The sequence below is a fragment of the Stenotrophomonas sp. 05L414_2 genome (assembly GCF_056397905.1).
The window spans coordinates 25,474-40,641 of the sequence record NZ_JBFTOJ010000065.1 but is presented as its reverse complement, the minus strand read 5'-3'; the positions used below and the strand labels follow the sequence as shown (position 1 = coordinate 40,641).

14 protein-coding genes are annotated in these 15,168 nt (G+C 66.9%); 3 read left to right on the top strand and 11 right to left on the bottom strand.

The features are described 5' to 3' along the window. Window positions 1–141: 141 nt before the first annotated feature. The 11 genes from AC1DJN_RS11150 to AC1DJN_RS11100 all read right to left on the bottom strand — a co-directional run bounded on the left by AC1DJN_RS11150 (window position 142) and on the right by AC1DJN_RS11100 (window position 11,521). On the bottom strand, window positions 142–1,413 hold the full coding sequence (locus tag AC1DJN_RS11150) for a glutamate-5-semialdehyde dehydrogenase (protein WP_032978737.1): 1,272 nt from the start codon (window positions 1,411–1,413) through the stop codon (window positions 142–144). Beyond that, entirely contained in the window at window positions 1,410–2,567 is a 1,158-nt protein-coding gene (gene proB, locus AC1DJN_RS11145) for a glutamate 5-kinase (protein WP_032978734.1), read from the bottom strand. Before proB ends, AC1DJN_RS11150 begins: the two co-directional genes overlap by 4 nt. Window positions 2,568–2,577: 10 nt before the next feature. After that, window positions 2,578–2,841 (bottom strand): YciI family protein, encoded by a 264-nt coding sequence (locus AC1DJN_RS11140; RefSeq protein ID WP_025876435.1) that lies wholly within the window; start codon window positions 2,839–2,841, stop codon window positions 2,578–2,580. Then, on the bottom strand, window positions 2,841–4,136 hold the full coding sequence (gene argH / locus AC1DJN_RS11135) for an argininosuccinate lyase (RefSeq protein WP_032978731.1): 1,296 nt from the start codon (window positions 4,134–4,136) through the stop codon (window positions 2,841–2,843). Before argH ends, AC1DJN_RS11140 begins: the two co-directional genes overlap by 1 nt. Window positions 4,137–4,155: 19 nt before the next feature. Further along, window positions 4,156–5,112, bottom strand: a complete 957-nt coding sequence (gene argC / locus AC1DJN_RS11130; protein ID WP_478039207.1) for an N-acetyl-gamma-glutamyl-phosphate reductase — start codon at window positions 5,110–5,112, stop codon at window positions 4,156–4,158. A 10-nt stretch (window positions 5,113–5,122) separates the two neighbouring features. Further along, window positions 5,123–5,722, bottom strand: a complete 600-nt coding sequence (locus AC1DJN_RS11125) for a GNAT family N-acetyltransferase (RefSeq protein WP_025876429.1) — start codon at window positions 5,720–5,722, stop codon at window positions 5,123–5,125. A gap of 5 nt (window positions 5,723–5,727) precedes the next feature. Beyond that, complete coding sequence (locus tag AC1DJN_RS11120; RefSeq protein ID WP_025876427.1) at window positions 5,728–7,056, bottom strand: acetylglutamate kinase; 1,329 nt, start codon at window positions 7,054–7,056, stop codon at window positions 5,728–5,730. 74 nt (window positions 7,057–7,130) lie between these two features. Beyond that, window positions 7,131–8,219, bottom strand: a complete 1,089-nt coding sequence (locus AC1DJN_RS11115; RefSeq protein ID WP_032978726.1) for an acetylornithine deacetylase — start codon at window positions 8,217–8,219, stop codon at window positions 7,131–7,133. A 133-nt stretch (window positions 8,220–8,352) separates the two neighbouring features. Beyond that, complete coding sequence (locus tag AC1DJN_RS11110) at window positions 8,353–9,546, bottom strand: argininosuccinate synthase (protein ID WP_478039206.1); 1,194 nt, start codon at window positions 9,544–9,546, stop codon at window positions 8,353–8,355. A 71-nt stretch (window positions 9,547–9,617) separates the two neighbouring features. Beyond that, window positions 9,618–10,628 (bottom strand): N-acetylornithine carbamoyltransferase, encoded by a 1,011-nt coding sequence (locus AC1DJN_RS11105; RefSeq protein ID WP_442251604.1) that lies wholly within the window; start codon window positions 10,626–10,628, stop codon window positions 9,618–9,620. A 329-nt stretch (window positions 10,629–10,957) separates the two neighbouring features. Beyond that, entirely contained in the window at window positions 10,958–11,521 is a 564-nt protein-coding gene (locus AC1DJN_RS11100; protein ID WP_442251610.1) for a hypothetical protein, read from the bottom strand. 187 nt (window positions 11,522–11,708) lie between these two features. Between AC1DJN_RS11100 and cysS the strand changes: the two genes are divergently transcribed. The 3 genes from cysS to AC1DJN_RS11085 are packed head-to-tail and all read left to right on the top strand — an operon-like array spanning window position 11,709 to window position 14,837. After that, window positions 11,709–13,085, top strand: a complete 1,377-nt coding sequence (gene cysS / locus AC1DJN_RS11095; RefSeq protein WP_025876418.1) for a cysteine--tRNA ligase — start codon at window positions 11,709–11,711, stop codon at window positions 13,083–13,085. Window positions 13,086–13,140: 55 nt separating this feature from the next. Then, window positions 13,141–13,593 (top strand): SufE family protein, encoded by a 453-nt coding sequence (locus AC1DJN_RS11090; RefSeq protein ID WP_025876416.1) that lies wholly within the window; start codon window positions 13,141–13,143, stop codon window positions 13,591–13,593. Continuing rightward, a complete protein-coding gene (locus tag AC1DJN_RS11085) occupies window positions 13,590–14,837 on the top strand; it encodes an MFS transporter (RefSeq protein ID WP_032978720.1) in 1,248 nt (415 codons plus the stop codon). The genes AC1DJN_RS11090 and AC1DJN_RS11085 overlap by 4 nt, the downstream gene beginning before the upstream one ends. Window positions 14,838–15,168: the final 331 nt, after the last annotated feature.

Here is a 15,168-nt window from a genome sequence, read left to right as displayed (position 1 = left end):
GACGTACTTGCAGCGTCCCCCGCAACCGGACCCACCCCGCCTTCCCGCAGGAACCCCGCTGTTGCCGTTGCCGTTGCATTTGCGGTTGCTTCGGCTGTTGCCGCGGCCTCTGCGGGTGCCGGGCGCAGCCCGGCTGTGACCCTACCTTCGGACCTGGCCTTCGCCGCGCACCACGAACCGTTCGACTGTCAGCGCTTCCAGCCCCATCGGGCCATAGGCGTGCAGGCGCGTGGTGGAGATGCCGATCTCGCTGCCGAGGCCAAGCTGGCCACCATCGGAAAAACGCGAAGACGCGTTGACCATCACCACCGCCGAGCGCAATGCGCTGACGAAACGCTCGGCACTGGCTACGTCTTCAGTGGCGATCACTTCGGTGTGGTCGGAGGTATAGGTACGGATGTGCGCGATCGCTGCATCAAGATCGTCGACCACGCGGACCGCCAGTACCAGATCAAGGAATTCGGCGGCATAGTCGTCTTCGCTGGCCGCGGTGCTCCCCGGCAGCAATGGCTGCGCGCGCTCGTCTGCGCGCAGCTGCACGCCACGTTCGGCCAGCGCCTGTGCAGCACGCGGCAGGAACGCTGCGGCAATGCCCCGGTGCACCAGCAGGGTTTCCAGTGAATTGCACGCGGACGGGCGACTGCACTTGCCGTCCACCAGCAGATCGACTGACTTGTCGAGATCGGCACTGGCATCGACGAACAGGTGGCAGACGCCCTTGTAGTGCTTGATCACCGGCACCCGTGCGTGCTCGGCGACGAAGCGGATCAGGCCTTCGCCACCGCGCGGGATGGCCAGGTCGATCAGTTCGTGCAGCTGCAGCAGTTCCAGCATTGCTTCGCGACGCAGGTCGGTCAGCACCGTCACAGCGGCAGGGGGCACGCCGTTGGCCTTCAATGCCCCCGCCAACGCCTGGGCGATGGCGGTATTGGAATGGATCGCCTCCGAGCCGCCACGCAGGATCACGCCGTTGCCCGCCTTCAGGCACAGCGCGGCGGCTTCGGCGGTCACGTTCGGGCGWGCTTCGTAGATCATCGCGATCACTCCCAGCGGCACGCGCACCTTCTGTACGCGGATGCCGTTCGGACGCACGTCGTCGCGGGTCACCTGCCCGACCGGGTCCGGCAGGCCGGCCACCTCGCGCACGGCGTCGGCCATCGCCAGCAGGCGCGCCGGGTCAAGTGCCAGGCGGTCGAGCATCGCGCTGCCCACACCTTTTTCGCGGGCGGCGGCCAGGTCGCGTGCATTGCCTGCAAGAATCTGTCCGGCATTGACCTCCAGCGCCTGCGCCATCGCCTGCAGCAGTGCCCTGCGCGCATCGCTGTCCAGGCCGGCAACCACCTGGGCCGCGTCGCGGCAGGCACGGGCCTGCGATTCGATCTCACTCATCGGCATATCCTGCAGTAGGTTCATGGCAGCACCAGATCGTCGCGATGGACGACGGTACCGCCGTAGTTGTAGCCGAGCACGGTCTGGATGTCGCGGGTGTGGCGGCCGGCAATGCGGCGCACGTCATCGGCGGCGTACTGGCTCACTCCACGGGCCACGCACACCCGGCCGGCGTCGGTGTTCCAGCATACCTGCACCATGTCACCGCGCCGGAACGCGCCGTCGGCACCGGTGATGCCACCGGGCAACAGCGATGCCCCCTTCTCGCGCATCGCCTGGGCGGCGCCGGCATCGACCAGGATCGCGCCTTCGGCGAGCGGAGCGTGGCGCAGCCAGTGCTTGCGGGCCGCCTCACGGCTGCGTGCTGCATGGATACGGGTGCCGAACAGGCGATCCTGCGCCAGCGCGCGCACCACCTCGCCGCTGCGGCCATTGAACAGATAGGTTTCAATGCCGACACGGCCGGCCTTGGCTGCGGCCTCCAGCTTGGTGCGCATGCCGCCGGTACCGGCGACCGAACCGGCGCCGCCAGCCATCGCCAGCACGGCATCGTTCAACTCGGCCACTTCATGCAGTGGCCGGGCATCGGCATGCGTGCGCGGATCTGCACTGTAGAGACCGTCGATGTCGGTGGCGATGAACAGTGCATCAGCATCGACCAGCGCTGCCACCGTCGCGGCCAGGTTGTCGTTGTCACCGAGCTTGAGCTCATCCACCGAAACGGTGTCGTTCTCGTTGACCACCGGCAGCGCGCCCAGCCGCAGCAGCTCGTTGAGGGTTGCCCGCGCATTGAGATAGCGGCGGCGGTTGCGCAGATCGTCATGGGTCAGCAGCACCTGCGCCACCGGGCGCTCGAAGAAGCGCTGCCACAGACCGATCAGCTGCGCCTGGCCCAGTGCCGCCAACGCCTGCCGCGCCGCCATCGCCGCACCGGGTTCATCGGCCCGGGGCAGGATCGCGCGGCCGGCAGCGACCGCGCCGGAGGAGACGATGACGACCTCGCGCCCGGCCAGCACGTTGGCCGAAACGAACTGGGCCAGGCCCAGCGCGTGGCGCGGCGACAGGCCACCACCGTCGGCGGCCAGCAGGCTGCTGCCGACCTTGAGCACGGCGCGCCGCCACGACGGCAGCGCTTGTTCGGGGAACGGCGATGCAACGTGGGCGGCGTGGACAGTCATCAGGGGCGCCTCAGCGGGTATTCCATTCATGGACGCTCAGCGCCGATGCCTGCATCGTCACCAGCGGATCGGTGGCGACGATGGCCTGCGCCTGCGCGAGGCTGTCGAGGTTGCACAGCACATAGGCGCCACCACTGCCGTCGGCAAAGCCGCCGGTCAGCTGCAGCCGGCCCTCGGCCTGCAACGCATCGAGGAAGTCGCGGTGCGGCTGCACCACGGCGTCGGTGAAGCCCGGCAGGCGCATCGCCAGCACCAGGTAGACGGTGCCGGCCATCAGGACAGCGCCTGCCAGCGCGCGCGCAGTTCATCCAGGCGCAGGTCCGACGCCGAACCCGGTGATACGCGCGCCGCCAGGCTGCCTTCCGGCGTGCGCCCCTGCCCTGCACTGTCGGCACCGGCAGCAGCAGCCTTGTAGGCCTCGCGGAACGGTACGCCCGCTACCGCAGCTTCCACCGCGACATCGGTGGCATACATGCCCGAATCGATCGCTGCACGCAGCTTGTCATCGCGCCATTCCAGGTTGGCCAGCAGCGCCGGCAGCAGTTCAAGCGCGGCCAGGCCGCGCCCGAAGCCGTGGAAGATGGCGCCCTTGGACGACTGCAGGTCGCGGTGGTAGCCCGACGGCAGCGACAGCAGCTGCTCGATTTCGGTGCGTGCAGCGGCGACGCTGGCATGGGTCGCGCGCATCAGCTCGATCACGTCCGGATTGCGCTTGTTGGGCATGATCGAACTGCCGGTGGTGTACTGCGCCGGCAACGCGACGAAACCGAATTCGGCGCTGGTGAACAGCGACAGGTCCCAGGCAATGCGGCGCAGGTCCAGGGTGGCACCGCCCAGCGCTTCCAGCGCGGCCAGTTCGAACTTTCCACGCGACAGCTGCGCGTAGATCGGCGAAATCTGCATGCGCGCAAAGCCGAGCGCGGCGGTGGTGTGCTCGCGATCCAGCGGCAGGTTCACGCCGTAACCGGCGGCGGTGCCAAGCGGATTGGCATCGACCAGTGCATTGGTATCGCGGGCACGCACGGCGTTGTCGATGAAGGCTTCGGCCCAACCGGCCCACCACATGCCGGCCGAGGACACCACGGCACGCTGGATGTGGGTGTAACCGGGAATCGGCAGATGCTGCTCGGCCTGCGCACGGTCAAGTGCCACCTTTGCCACTTCGGCGCTGACCTGCGCCACGCGCTGCAGCTTTTCCTTCAACCACAACCGGGTGGCGACCAGGATCTGGTCGTTGCGGCTGCGGCCGGTGTGGATCTTGCGGCCGGCATCACCCAGGCGTTCGGTCAACCGTGCCTCGATCGCCGAATGGCCATCCTCATACTGCGTATCCAGCACGAAGCGGCCTTCGCGGAAGTCCTGCGCCAGCACCTCAAGTTCACGCAGCAACCCGGCCAGTTCGTCGGCGCTGAGGATGCCGATGTGCTGCAGGCCCTGCGCATGCGCGGCGCTGGCAGCAATGTCATGCAGGAAGAACTCGCGATCGAGGATCACGTCGTCGCCGGCGAGGAAGGTCTGGATCTGGGCATCGACAGCGACGCCTGGCTTCTGCCAAAGAAGGTCTGCCATGGGGAGCTCCTGTACGGTTTCAGTGCGGGATCGACGTCAGTTCGTCGATGCCCAGCGCAAGATTGAGGTTCTGCATGGCCTGGGTGGCCGCGCCCTTGAGCAGGTTGTCCAGGGTCGCCACCACCACCACCCGCTTGCCGCCCGGGGCGAGCGTGAAGCCGCCGACCTGGGCACCGTGGCGGCCAGCGATGCGGCTCACCCACGGCGCCTCGTCCACGACCTCGATGAGTGCTTCACCGGCGTAGGCCTGCTGGAAGCGCTCGACGATCTGCTCGCGGGTCTGCACGYGGTTCAACCACAGGTTGGCGGTGAGGGTGATGCCACGGAAATGCGGCGCGACGTGCGGCATGAATTCGACCGCCACGCCCAGCTGCACGGAAACCTCGCGCTCATGCACGTGGTTGGTCAGCGCGTACGGCATCAGGTTGTCGGCCAGCAGTTCAACGTTGTTCTTGTCCGACGGCGAGGTGCCCGCACCCGAGTAGCCGGACACGCCGAAGCACTGCGGCGGGCCAGCCAGCAGATCCAGCAGCGGATGGATCGCCAGCTGCATCGCGGTGGCATAGCAGCCGGGATTGCTGATGTGCTTCTGTCCGCGGTAACGGCTGCGGGTAAGCTCTGGCAGGCCGTAGTACCAGGTGTTGTCGAAACGGTAGTCGGCCGACAGGTCGACGATCACCGTGTCCGGCTTCGCCGTTTCCAGCGCCGCCACGAACGGCGCGGCCAGGCCGTTGGGCAGGGCCAGGACCACCGCGTCCACGCCCTTGGCGGCAACGGCGTCGGCGTCGAGATTCTCGAACTGCAGTTCGCCCTGCCATTGCGGGTAGTGGTCGGACACGCGCTGCCCGGCCAGTTCGCGCGAGGACACGAAGCCCAGCTGCAGGTTCGGATGCGCTGCCACCAGGCGGATCAGCTCGGCGCCGGTATGGCCGCGGGCGCCGACGATGCCGACGGTGAACGAGGAGGAAGTGCTCATGCGTGCGTGCTCATGCGTGCGAATCGAGGCGGTGCTGCAGGTGGCGTTTCACGCCCTGCCATTCCGCATCGATGATGGAGAAGATGACGGTGTCGCGCGGCGTGCCGTCGGGATGCCGGCGGTGATTGCGCAGCACGCCATCCTGCTTGGCGCCCAGGCGTGCGATCGCGGTGCGCGAGGTGAAGTTGAACCAGCTGGTTTCAAACACCACGCTCAGGCATTCCAGCCGCTCGAAGGCATGGCTGAGCAGCATCAGCTTGGTTTCGGAGTTGACCCCGGTGCGCTGCACCGATTCGCCATACCAGGTGTAGCCGATGCTCAGCCGCGGTACGTCCGGCTGCAGATCGTAGTAACGGGTGGTGCCGACGATCTGGTCGTTGGCATCGAACACCACGAACGGCAGCACCTTGCCTTCGGCCTGTGCCTGCAGCGCCGCCTGCACATAGCCGGTCATGGCCTTCGCATCGGGCACCTGGGTGTACCAGAGCCTGGACAGCGCGCCTTCGCCCAACGCGCCGCGCAGGCCGTCGATGTGGCTCATCTGCAGCGGTTCCAGCCGCGCATGCGTGCCGGTCAACGTGGGTACCCGGGTCCAGTCTGCATGGTTCATCGCGCTCAGCCCTCCAGGCTCGGCGCACGCACCGCGCAGTGGTCGACATAGGTCCTGATCCGGTCGATGCCATCGGCACCGTACCAGAACACCTTCCAATGACCCTGCTTGTAGCAGCCATCGGACTCGGCGTAGTAGAAGTGGTTGATCGGGTTGCCGTTGCGCGAGCGCCAGAACAGCTGCGGGGTTTCCTCGCGCATCACGTTCCAGACCGCGCGGCCAAGGCCTTCGCCCTGGGCATCATCGAGCACGGCGAACTTGTCCAGGTACACGCCCTCGGCCTCATCGGTGAGGATCACCGCCGTGCGGTAGTTCTCGCTGACATACGCGCGCAGCAGCGTGGTCCTCTCGAAATAGTCCGGCACCAGGGTGCGGCCGAAACTGGATTCGATCAGGCCCTTCAGGCGCGGCAGGTCCAGCTCGCTCCAGGCGGTTGCACGCAGCACCTTCTCGCCCTTGCGCACCAGCGTTCCCGAGCCCTTGTGGGTGAACAGTTCCTTGGCCAGGTCGGCCGGCCGGGTGATCGACACCGACGATTCCAGCGGCAACCGGTCCAGCAGGGACTTGATCTGTTCGATCTTCACCTTCATGCCACCGTGGATCCACGGTTGTGCGATCAGGTGGTCGTACTCGGTGGACAGGTTGATCGAATCAATCACGCTGCCCTGCTCGTCCAGCAGGCCGCCGGTACCGGTCAGGAAGATGATCTTGTACGGCTGCAGCTCCTGCACCAGTTCGTTGGCGGCGAAGTCGGCATTGACGTTGAGGATCTGCCCACCGGCGGTCTCGCCCAGGCTGGTGATGACCGGGATCGAGCCGGCACGCAGGCTGGCCTCGATCGGCGCCAGGTTGACCTTCTTCACCTCGCCGACCAGGCCGTAGGTGTCCAGGCCCAGGTACTCCGCCTCGAACACGCCGCCGGTGATGGAGGTGGCGCGCGCGCCATTCTGCTGCAGCGCTTCGACCAGGCGCAGGTTGGATTGCTGGAACACCCGGCGCACGATCGCCAGCGCTTCCGGCGAGGTCACCCGCAGGCCGTTGACCGTCTGCTTTTCAATGCCGGCGGCCGACAGTTCCGCATCCAGCTGCGGGCCGGCGCCGTGCAGCACGATCGGGGTCAGGCCGACTTCCTGCAGGAACGACAGCGAGGAGGTCAGCGCGTCGAGATCGTCGCGCAGCACCGCGCCGCCGACCTTGACCACGGCGAAGCGCTTGGCGTCCAGCTGCGAAAAGCGCTTGAGGTACTGGCTGATCTCCTTCGCGCTGGCCATGCTCGAAAGCAGGCGCACGATGGTCTGGCGGGTCTGGCGGTGGGGCTGGAGGGCAGGAGACATTTCGGTTTCGTCACAGGCGGCGGTCGCCGCGTTGCAGTTCCGCCGCGCAGAAGCGCAGCGGCGTTGTGGGTCGATCAGGCGCCGGCGGCGATGATCAGGTGTACGGCATCGGTGTAGCGCTGCAGCTGCTCCAGCGTCACGAACTCATCGGCGGTGTGGGCCTGGGCGATGTCGCCCGGACCGAACACCATCGTGGTGTAGCCACCGGCCGAGAACAGCGACGCCTCGGTCCAGAAGTCCACCGCGTTGCCGATCGGCAGGTCCAGCGCGTCGGCCACGTCGCGCGCCAGCAGGCGGCGGTGCTCGGCTTCGGCGATATCTCCTGCCGGCAGGCTGGGGCCACGGAAGGTTTCGGTGAACAGCGCCGCTTCCGGTTCGGCGAAGCCGGCGAAGGTCGCCAGCAGCGCATCGATATCCATCGACGGCAGCGGCCGGAAACCAAAACGCACTTCCGCCGCCGGTGCGATCATGTTGGCCTTGATGCCACCTTCCACGCGCCCGATGTTGAAGCGCAGGCCGGTCAATCCACCGAAGCGTGCCGAGGCCAGCGATTGGACATGGTCCAGCGCGCGGTTGCCCCAGCGCATCGCCTGGTGCAGCGCACTGGCGGCTGCATCCTGCTTGCCCGACGCATGGCCGGCACGGCCGGCGAACTGCATCAGTACCGAGCTGATGCCACGATGCGCGAGCACCGCCTCGCTCATGGTCGGTTCGGCCACCAGCACCGCTTCGTACGCAATGCCCCGGGCCAGGAACGCCGCGATGCAGCGCGGATCGTTGGCTTCTTCATCGCTGGAGAACAGGAAGGCCGCGTCGCCATCACTGGCATTGGCGGCCGCCACCAGCGCCGCAGCCGCGCCCTTGATGTCACACACGCCAAGGCCGACCACGCGGTCGTCCAGGCGGCGCATCACGTGCGGGTCGGCACTCCAGTGCGGCGAGTCTGGCACGGTGTCCAGATGCACGTTGAACAGGTACTTCGGCGTGCCGCGCACGGCATACAGGCTGACCGCGCCGGCGCCATGGTCGATCACCTCCACATTGAACCCGGGCAGGTTGTCGCGCAGGTAATCGAAGATGCCACCGGTGGTGATCGCACGCGGCGGGTTGCGGGTGTCGAAGGACACCAGTGCCTGCAGGTGATCGAGCGTCTGTTCAAGCATGAATCAACAGTTCCTGTGGAATTCCGCCGGGCATGGCCCGGCGCTACCGGAACGCGTCTGGTGGAGAGCCCCCTTCTTGTTGAAGGGGGCGCGCCAACGGCGCGGGGTTGAGGTGGAAAGCGTGGTCAACCGCTCAGCGGTTGACCTGCGCGTAGAGGGTGGAGCTCATGCCGAACAGCTTGATGAAGCCCTCGGCTTCTTCCACGCCCCAGTCGGCCGACTGCGCATAGGTRGCGCCCTTGGTGTTGAGCAGGTGCGGCGACTTCACCGCMACSGCGTCGACGCGGCCRCCRCGGGTTTCCAGCACCACTTCGCCGTTGACCTTGGCCTGCGAAGACYTCAGGAAGGCTTCGATGTCGGTCTTCAGCGGGTCGTGGTAGAAGCCTTCGTACACCAGCTCCACCCACTTGCGCGCCACGTCCGGCTTGAAGCGGTTCTGCTGCTTGGTCAGCACCGCATCTTCCAGCGCGCGGTGCGCGGCCAGCAGCGAGACCAGGCCCGGTGCCTCGAACACGATGCGGCCCTTCAGGCCGATCACGGTGTCGCCGGTGTACACGCCACGGCCGACGCCGTAGGGGGCAAACAGCTTGTTGAGCTGGGCCAGGATCTGCTCGCCCGGCAGTGCCTTGCCGTCGAGCTCGACAGCTTCGCCTTCGACGAACTTCAGGGTGACGGTCAGCGCCTGTTCCGGCCACTCGGCGCGCGGTGCGCACCAGCCACGGGCGCCCTCGCCCGGTGCTTCCCAACGATCGATCTCGCCGCCGGACATGGTCAGGCCCAGCAGGTTCTCGTTGATGGTGTAGGCCTGCTGCTTGGCGCGCACGCCGAAGCCACGCTCTTCCAGGTACTTCTGCTCGTAGGCGCGGGTCTGGGTGTGTTCCTTCTGGATCTCGCGGATCGGCGCGATGATCTGGTAGTCACCCAGGGCCTTCACTGCCAGGTCGAARCGCACCTGGTCGTTGCCCATGCCGGTGCAGCCGTGGGCGATGATGTTGGTGCCCAGTTCGGCAGCGCGCTTGAGCGCGGCATCGACGATCAGGTAACGGTCCGACACCAGCAGCGGGTACTGGCCCTGATAGCCCTCGCCGGCCCACACGAACGGCTTGACGAAGCCGGACCAGATGGCCGGACCGCCATCGACGGTCTGGTGGCTGGTGACACCCAGCTCGGCGGCACGCTTCTCGATGAAATCGCGCTCTTCGTCATCCACGCCGCCGGTATCGGCGAACACGGTATGCACGTTGTAGCCGCGCTCCTGCAGGTACGGCACGCAGAAGCTGGTATCAAGGCCGCCGGAGAAGGCGAGAACGACGTCTTTGTTGCTCATGGGGGGTATGTCCTGGTAGCGCCGGGCCATGCCCGGCGGATTGTCTGGAGTGCTTGAACGACGTACGAAAATCAGCGGCCGGCAACAGCAGCCATGATCGCCTTCTGCACATGCAGGCGATTCTCGGCTTCGTTGATGGCGATGCACTGCGGCGAATCCATCACGCCGTCGGTCGCCTTGACGTTGCGGCGCAGCGGCAGGCAGTGGCTGAACACACCGTTGTTGGTCAGGGCCATCTTCCGCTCGTCGACGATGAAGTGCTTGAACTGGTCGCGGATCGGCTTCTCCGGCTCCCAGTTGCCGAAGAACGGCAGCGCGCCCCAGCTCTTGGCGTAGACCACGTCGGCACCGGCATAGGCACTGTCGATGTCATGGCTGATCTTCAGCGAACCGCCGCTCTCGGCCACGTTCTGCTCGGCCCAGCCCATGTAGCGCTCGTCGAGGATGTAGTCGGCGGTCGGGCACAGCAGCGTCACGTTCATGCCCATGCGGGTGGCGATGGTCAGCGCCGAGTTGGCCACTGCGGTGTTCAGCGGCTTGGGGTGGTAGGTCCAGGTCAGCACGTACTTCTTGCCGCGCAGGTCCTGGGTACCGAAATGCTCCTGCAGGGCCATCACGTGCGCCAGTTCCTGGCACGGATGGGTGATGGTCTCCATGTTGATCACCGGCACCGGCGAGTATCTGGCGAAACTCTCGAGCACGACGTCCTGGCGGTCGTAGGCCCAGTCGACGAACTTCGGGAACGCGCGCACGGCAATGATGTCGCAGTAGCGGCCGAGCACCTTGGCTACTTCAGCGATGTGCTCTTCGGTATCGCCGTCCATCACCGTGCCGAGGTTGAACTCGATCGGCCATGCATCCTTGCCCGGCTGCAGCACCACTGCGTGGGCACCGAGCTGGAACGCACCCAGCTCGAAACTGGTGCGGGTGCGCATGGACGGATTGAAGAACACCAGCGCGATCGACTTGCCCTTGAGCTGGTCGCCGAGCTTGTTGCGCTTGAACAGCGCAGCCTGGGTCAGCAGCGCGTCAAGTTCGCTGCGGCTCCAGTCCTGGGTGTTCAGGAAGTGCTTGGGGGACATCATCATTCCTTGCATGAGCGGCGCCGAGGGTCGACGCGGTGGAAGGTGGAAGGGAAAACCGGAAACCAGGGTGGTGCGAAAAGGTTGCAGATGAAGCTTTCAGAACGCGGAAACGAAAAAACCCAGCCGGCGGGCTGGGTTTTTWTCGGACGAACAGCAGAAAGCTCCGGATTACCCAGCGAGAATGTGGGGTTCCGGTCGACGGGCACGCGACGTCATGCCAGTGGCCTGGCGGGCGGCGCTGCTGTCGTGCTGGAAGTCGGTGAGCTTCATTGGTCGGCAATCTTTACATGCGGCCGGGGCCGGCGCAAGAGGCCGGCGTCGCAGAATCAGGGGGTGCCGGCGGCAGCCTGCTCCGGGCCCACCCAGGGGGTGATCGAAACCCGGATCTTCAGCCGGTTGCCCGGGTCTTCGGGCAGCCGTGAACGGTACTTGGTGCCCTTGTAGACATAGTCCACGTCATAGGCGATGGGGCGGCGGAACTCGCGTCCGACGGGCACGATACGACAGTCCCGCGTCAGCATCGGGCCCGTGTTGGCCGGCGCCGGGGCGGGGGCTTCGGCCGGCAGTTCCTCCAGCACTTCCTCGTCGCTGCGCTTGAACATCGAGCGAACCGAATCCCAGAGGCGGCCGATGCGGCCCTTGTCCTCAACCGGCTCCTCGCCAGTGACGTTGACCGGGGCCAGGGTACGGGTCGAGACCGGCTCGCAGTGCTCCTCGGTGCGGGTGGCACGCAGGGTCTGGAACACCGGCTCCACGTTGAGCACCTGGGCGTAGTCGAACTTCACGTTCTCCACGATCACCACCCGGTTGCGGGGCTCGGCCTCCTGGGCCCGGACCACGGCGGGCAGCGCCGACAGGCAGGCCAGGGTCAGCAACGCGGTGGTTTTCATTGGCGAAGGGAGCAGGGACACGGCAATAGTGTAGGCAGTGGTGACCGCAAGGGGCTGAACATTACCCGTCCGCGCCGTTCCTGCCCACCCCACCCCGGCCGCCGGTGACGTCCACCGGTGGCAACGGTCCCCCCAAAGGGCCCCGACACGTTCTAAAATCACAGGCTTGTCCCCCAGTCACAGACCCATGACCCTGCGCCTGCACAACAACCTGACTCGCCAGCTCGAACCGTTCACTCCGCTCGATCCGGCCTGTCCGACCCTGTATGTGTGCGGCCCGACGGTCTACAACTACGTGCACATCGGCAACGCCCGTGGGCCGGTGGTGTTCGGGGTGCTGGCCGACCTGCTGCGGCGGCGCTTCGGTGCCCTGCGCTACGCCCGCAACATCACCGACGTGGACGACAAGATCAACACCGCCGCGCGCGAGCAGGGCGTGCCGATCAGCACCATCACCGACCGTTTCGCTGCTGCCTACCGTGAAGACATGGCCGCGCTGGGCGTGGTGCCGCCGGACATCGAGCCGGAAGTGACCGCGCACATGGCGCAGATCATCACCATGATCGAGCAGCTGGTCAGCAGCGGGCATGCCTACGCCGCCGAGGGCCACGTGCTGTTCGCCGTCGGCAGTTTCGAGGGCTACGGCAAGCTGTCGCGCCGCGATCCGGACGAGATGCTGGCCGGCGCCCGGGTCGAGGTCGCTCCCTACAAGCGCGCCCCCGGCGACTTCGTGCTGTGGAAGCCGTCCAGCGACGACCTGCCGGGCTGGGAATCGCCCTGGGGCCGCGGCCGTCCGGGCTGGCACATCGAATGCTCGGCGATGGCCGCCGCGCACCTGGGCGAGACCATCGACATCCATGCCGGCGGCGTCGACCTGCAGTTCCCGCACCACGAAAACGAGATCGCACAGAGCGAGTGCGCGCACGGCGGCAAGGTGTTCGCGCGCTTCTGGCTGCACAACGGCATGCTCAACTTCGGCGGCGCCAAGATGAGCAAGTCGATCGGCAACATCGAGCGCGTCCACGACCTGGTCCGCAGGCATGCCCCCGAGGCGCTGCGCCTGGCGTTGCTGTCGGCCCACTACCGGCAGCCGCTGGACTGGTCCGATGCGCTGATCGAACAGTCCGGCCGCACCCTCGACCGCCTGTACGGCACCCTGCGCGAGCTGGCCGACGTTGCCGCCACCGCGGTGATCCCGGCAGAGATCGAAGCGGCATTGGATGACGATCTCAATACGCCGCAGGCGCTGGCCGAAGTGGCCCGTATCGCCGGTGAAGCGCGCCGCGCCACCGATCCTGGCGAACGCGCACGGTTGAAGAGTGAACTGCTTGGCGCCGGCCTCGCCCTGGGCCTGCTGCAGGCCGATCCGGCGCAATGGTTCGGCAACGCCGCCGGCGACAGCGACGACGATGCGCGTATCCAGGGCCTGATCGACGAACGCGCGGCAGCCAAGCAGGCACGTGACTTCGCTCGTTCCGACGCCATCCGCGACCAGCTGGCCGCCGAAGGCATCGTGCTGGAAGACACCCCGCAGGGCGTGCGCTGGTCGCGCAAGCGCGGCTGACCTGCCCTGCCCCGTGGCCGGTCAGYCGGCCACGCTCCCTACTGTAGAGACTGTTGTGATCGACTCCCCGTTCCCGCTTGAACCCACCGCCGCCGAGGCACAGACGGCCATCGCCGAGGAATTCGGTTTCTTCGGCGACTGGTCCGAGCGCTACCAGTACCTGATCGACCTCGGCCGCAAGCTGCCCGCCTTCCCGGACGCGTGGAAGACCGAAGAGCACCGCCTGCTCGGTTGCCAGTCGATGGTCTGGATCGTGCCGGAAGGCAACGCGCAGTCGCTGCGCTTCCACGCCATCAGCGATTCGGCCATCGTCTCCGGCCTGATCTTCCTGGCGCTGCGCGTGTACTCCGGGCGCACCGCGCAGGAGATCCTGGCCACCGAACCCAGCTATATCCAGGACATCGGTCTGGCCCGCCACCTGTCGCCGACCCGCAGCAACGGCGTGGCGGCGATGCTGGCGTTCATCCGCGAGACCGCGCAGGCCCAGCTGCAGCGCGATCCGTCGTGAGCGAGCCCGCCACGGCCGAAGACACCGCGCTGGGCCTGCTGTCCCGGCCCGGTTTCGCCAGGCTGCTGGCGTATCGCATCTTCGCGATGCTGTCCTACCAGGTGGTCGCGGTCACCGTCGGTTGGCACATCTACGAAGTCACCCGCAATCCGTTCTCGCTGGGCCTGATCGGCCTGGCCGAGGTGCTGCCGTTCTTCTGCGTGGCCCCGTTCGCCGGTTATCTGGTGGATCATCTGCCGCGCCGCAAGCTGGGCATGGTCGCCTGTTCCGGCCTGGTCGCCACCGCGCTGGTGCTGACCAGCGTGGCCAAGGGCTGGCTGCCGGTTGAGGGCGTGTGGCCGATCTATGCGGCGATCGCACTGACCGGCATGGTCCGCGCCTTCCTGTCGCCGATCTACAACGCACTGTTCGCCCGGGTGTTGGCACGCGAGCACTTCGCCCGTGGCGCCGGCCTTGGCGCCGTGGTGTTCCAGGCTGGCATGATCGCCGGCCCGGCACTGGGTGGCGTACTGGTCGGCTTCGGTGGCAAGGGCCTGTCCTATGCGGTGGCCACGGCCTTCGCGCTGGTGGCGATGGGCTGCCTGGCCACGCTGAAGGTGGAAGAGCCGGTGCATGCCGGCCCAGCCGCCCCGATCTTCAAGAGCATTGCCGAAGGCGCGCGCTTCGTGGTCGGCAACCGGATCATGGTCGGCGCCATGGCGCTGGACATGTTCTCGGTACTGCTGGGCGGTGTGGTGGCGATGCTGCCGGCGTTCCTGCACGAGATCCTGCATCACGGCCCGGAGGGCCTGGGCATCCTGCGCGCGGCGCCGGCACTGGGCTCGGTGTGCGTTGGCCTGTGGCTGGCGCGCCACCCCCTGCACCGTAATGCCGGTCGGGTGCTGCTGTTCGCGGTCGCCGGCTTCGGCCTGTGCGTGATCGGCTTCGGCCTGTCCCAGCACTTCTGGCTGTCGGCGTTGATCCTGCTGTTCTACGGCGCCTTCGACGGCGTGTCGGTGGTGATCCGCTCCACCATCCTGCAGCTGGCCACGCCGGAAGAGATGCGCGGCCGGGTATCGTCTATCAACGGCATCTTCATCAGTTCGTCCAACGAACTGGGCGCGTTCTATGCCGGCACCATGGCCAAAGTGCTGGGGCTGGTACCGGCGGTGGTACTGGGCGGATTCGCGGTGCTGAGCGTGGCCGGGGTCACTGCATGGAAGAACCCGACGCTGCGGAAATTGAATCTGCGCGATCTGCAGTAGAGCGGATTTCCGTGCGCACACGCGCCGGTAGCGGCGGGCTCTTTCCGCGACCGCGGCGGAAACGCGCCGCCATCCGCGAGCCGGTGCTACGCACCGGTGCCCTGCGCTCCTCGGTGAATCAAGGGACGGCGCGGAAAGCCAGCCGACCAACAGTCGGCTCTACAGAACAGCGGCGCCTCTTCGCCGCTGGTAGAGCCAAGCCATGCTTGGCTGCTCTTGCCCTTCCATCCAATCTCCGGCTCCGGCCTGAGCCGAGCGTGGTTCGGCTCTCCAGCGACCGCGCGCAGGGAGGCGTCGAGAGCCTGCGGGTGGGCCGGGCAGGACCGTCCGC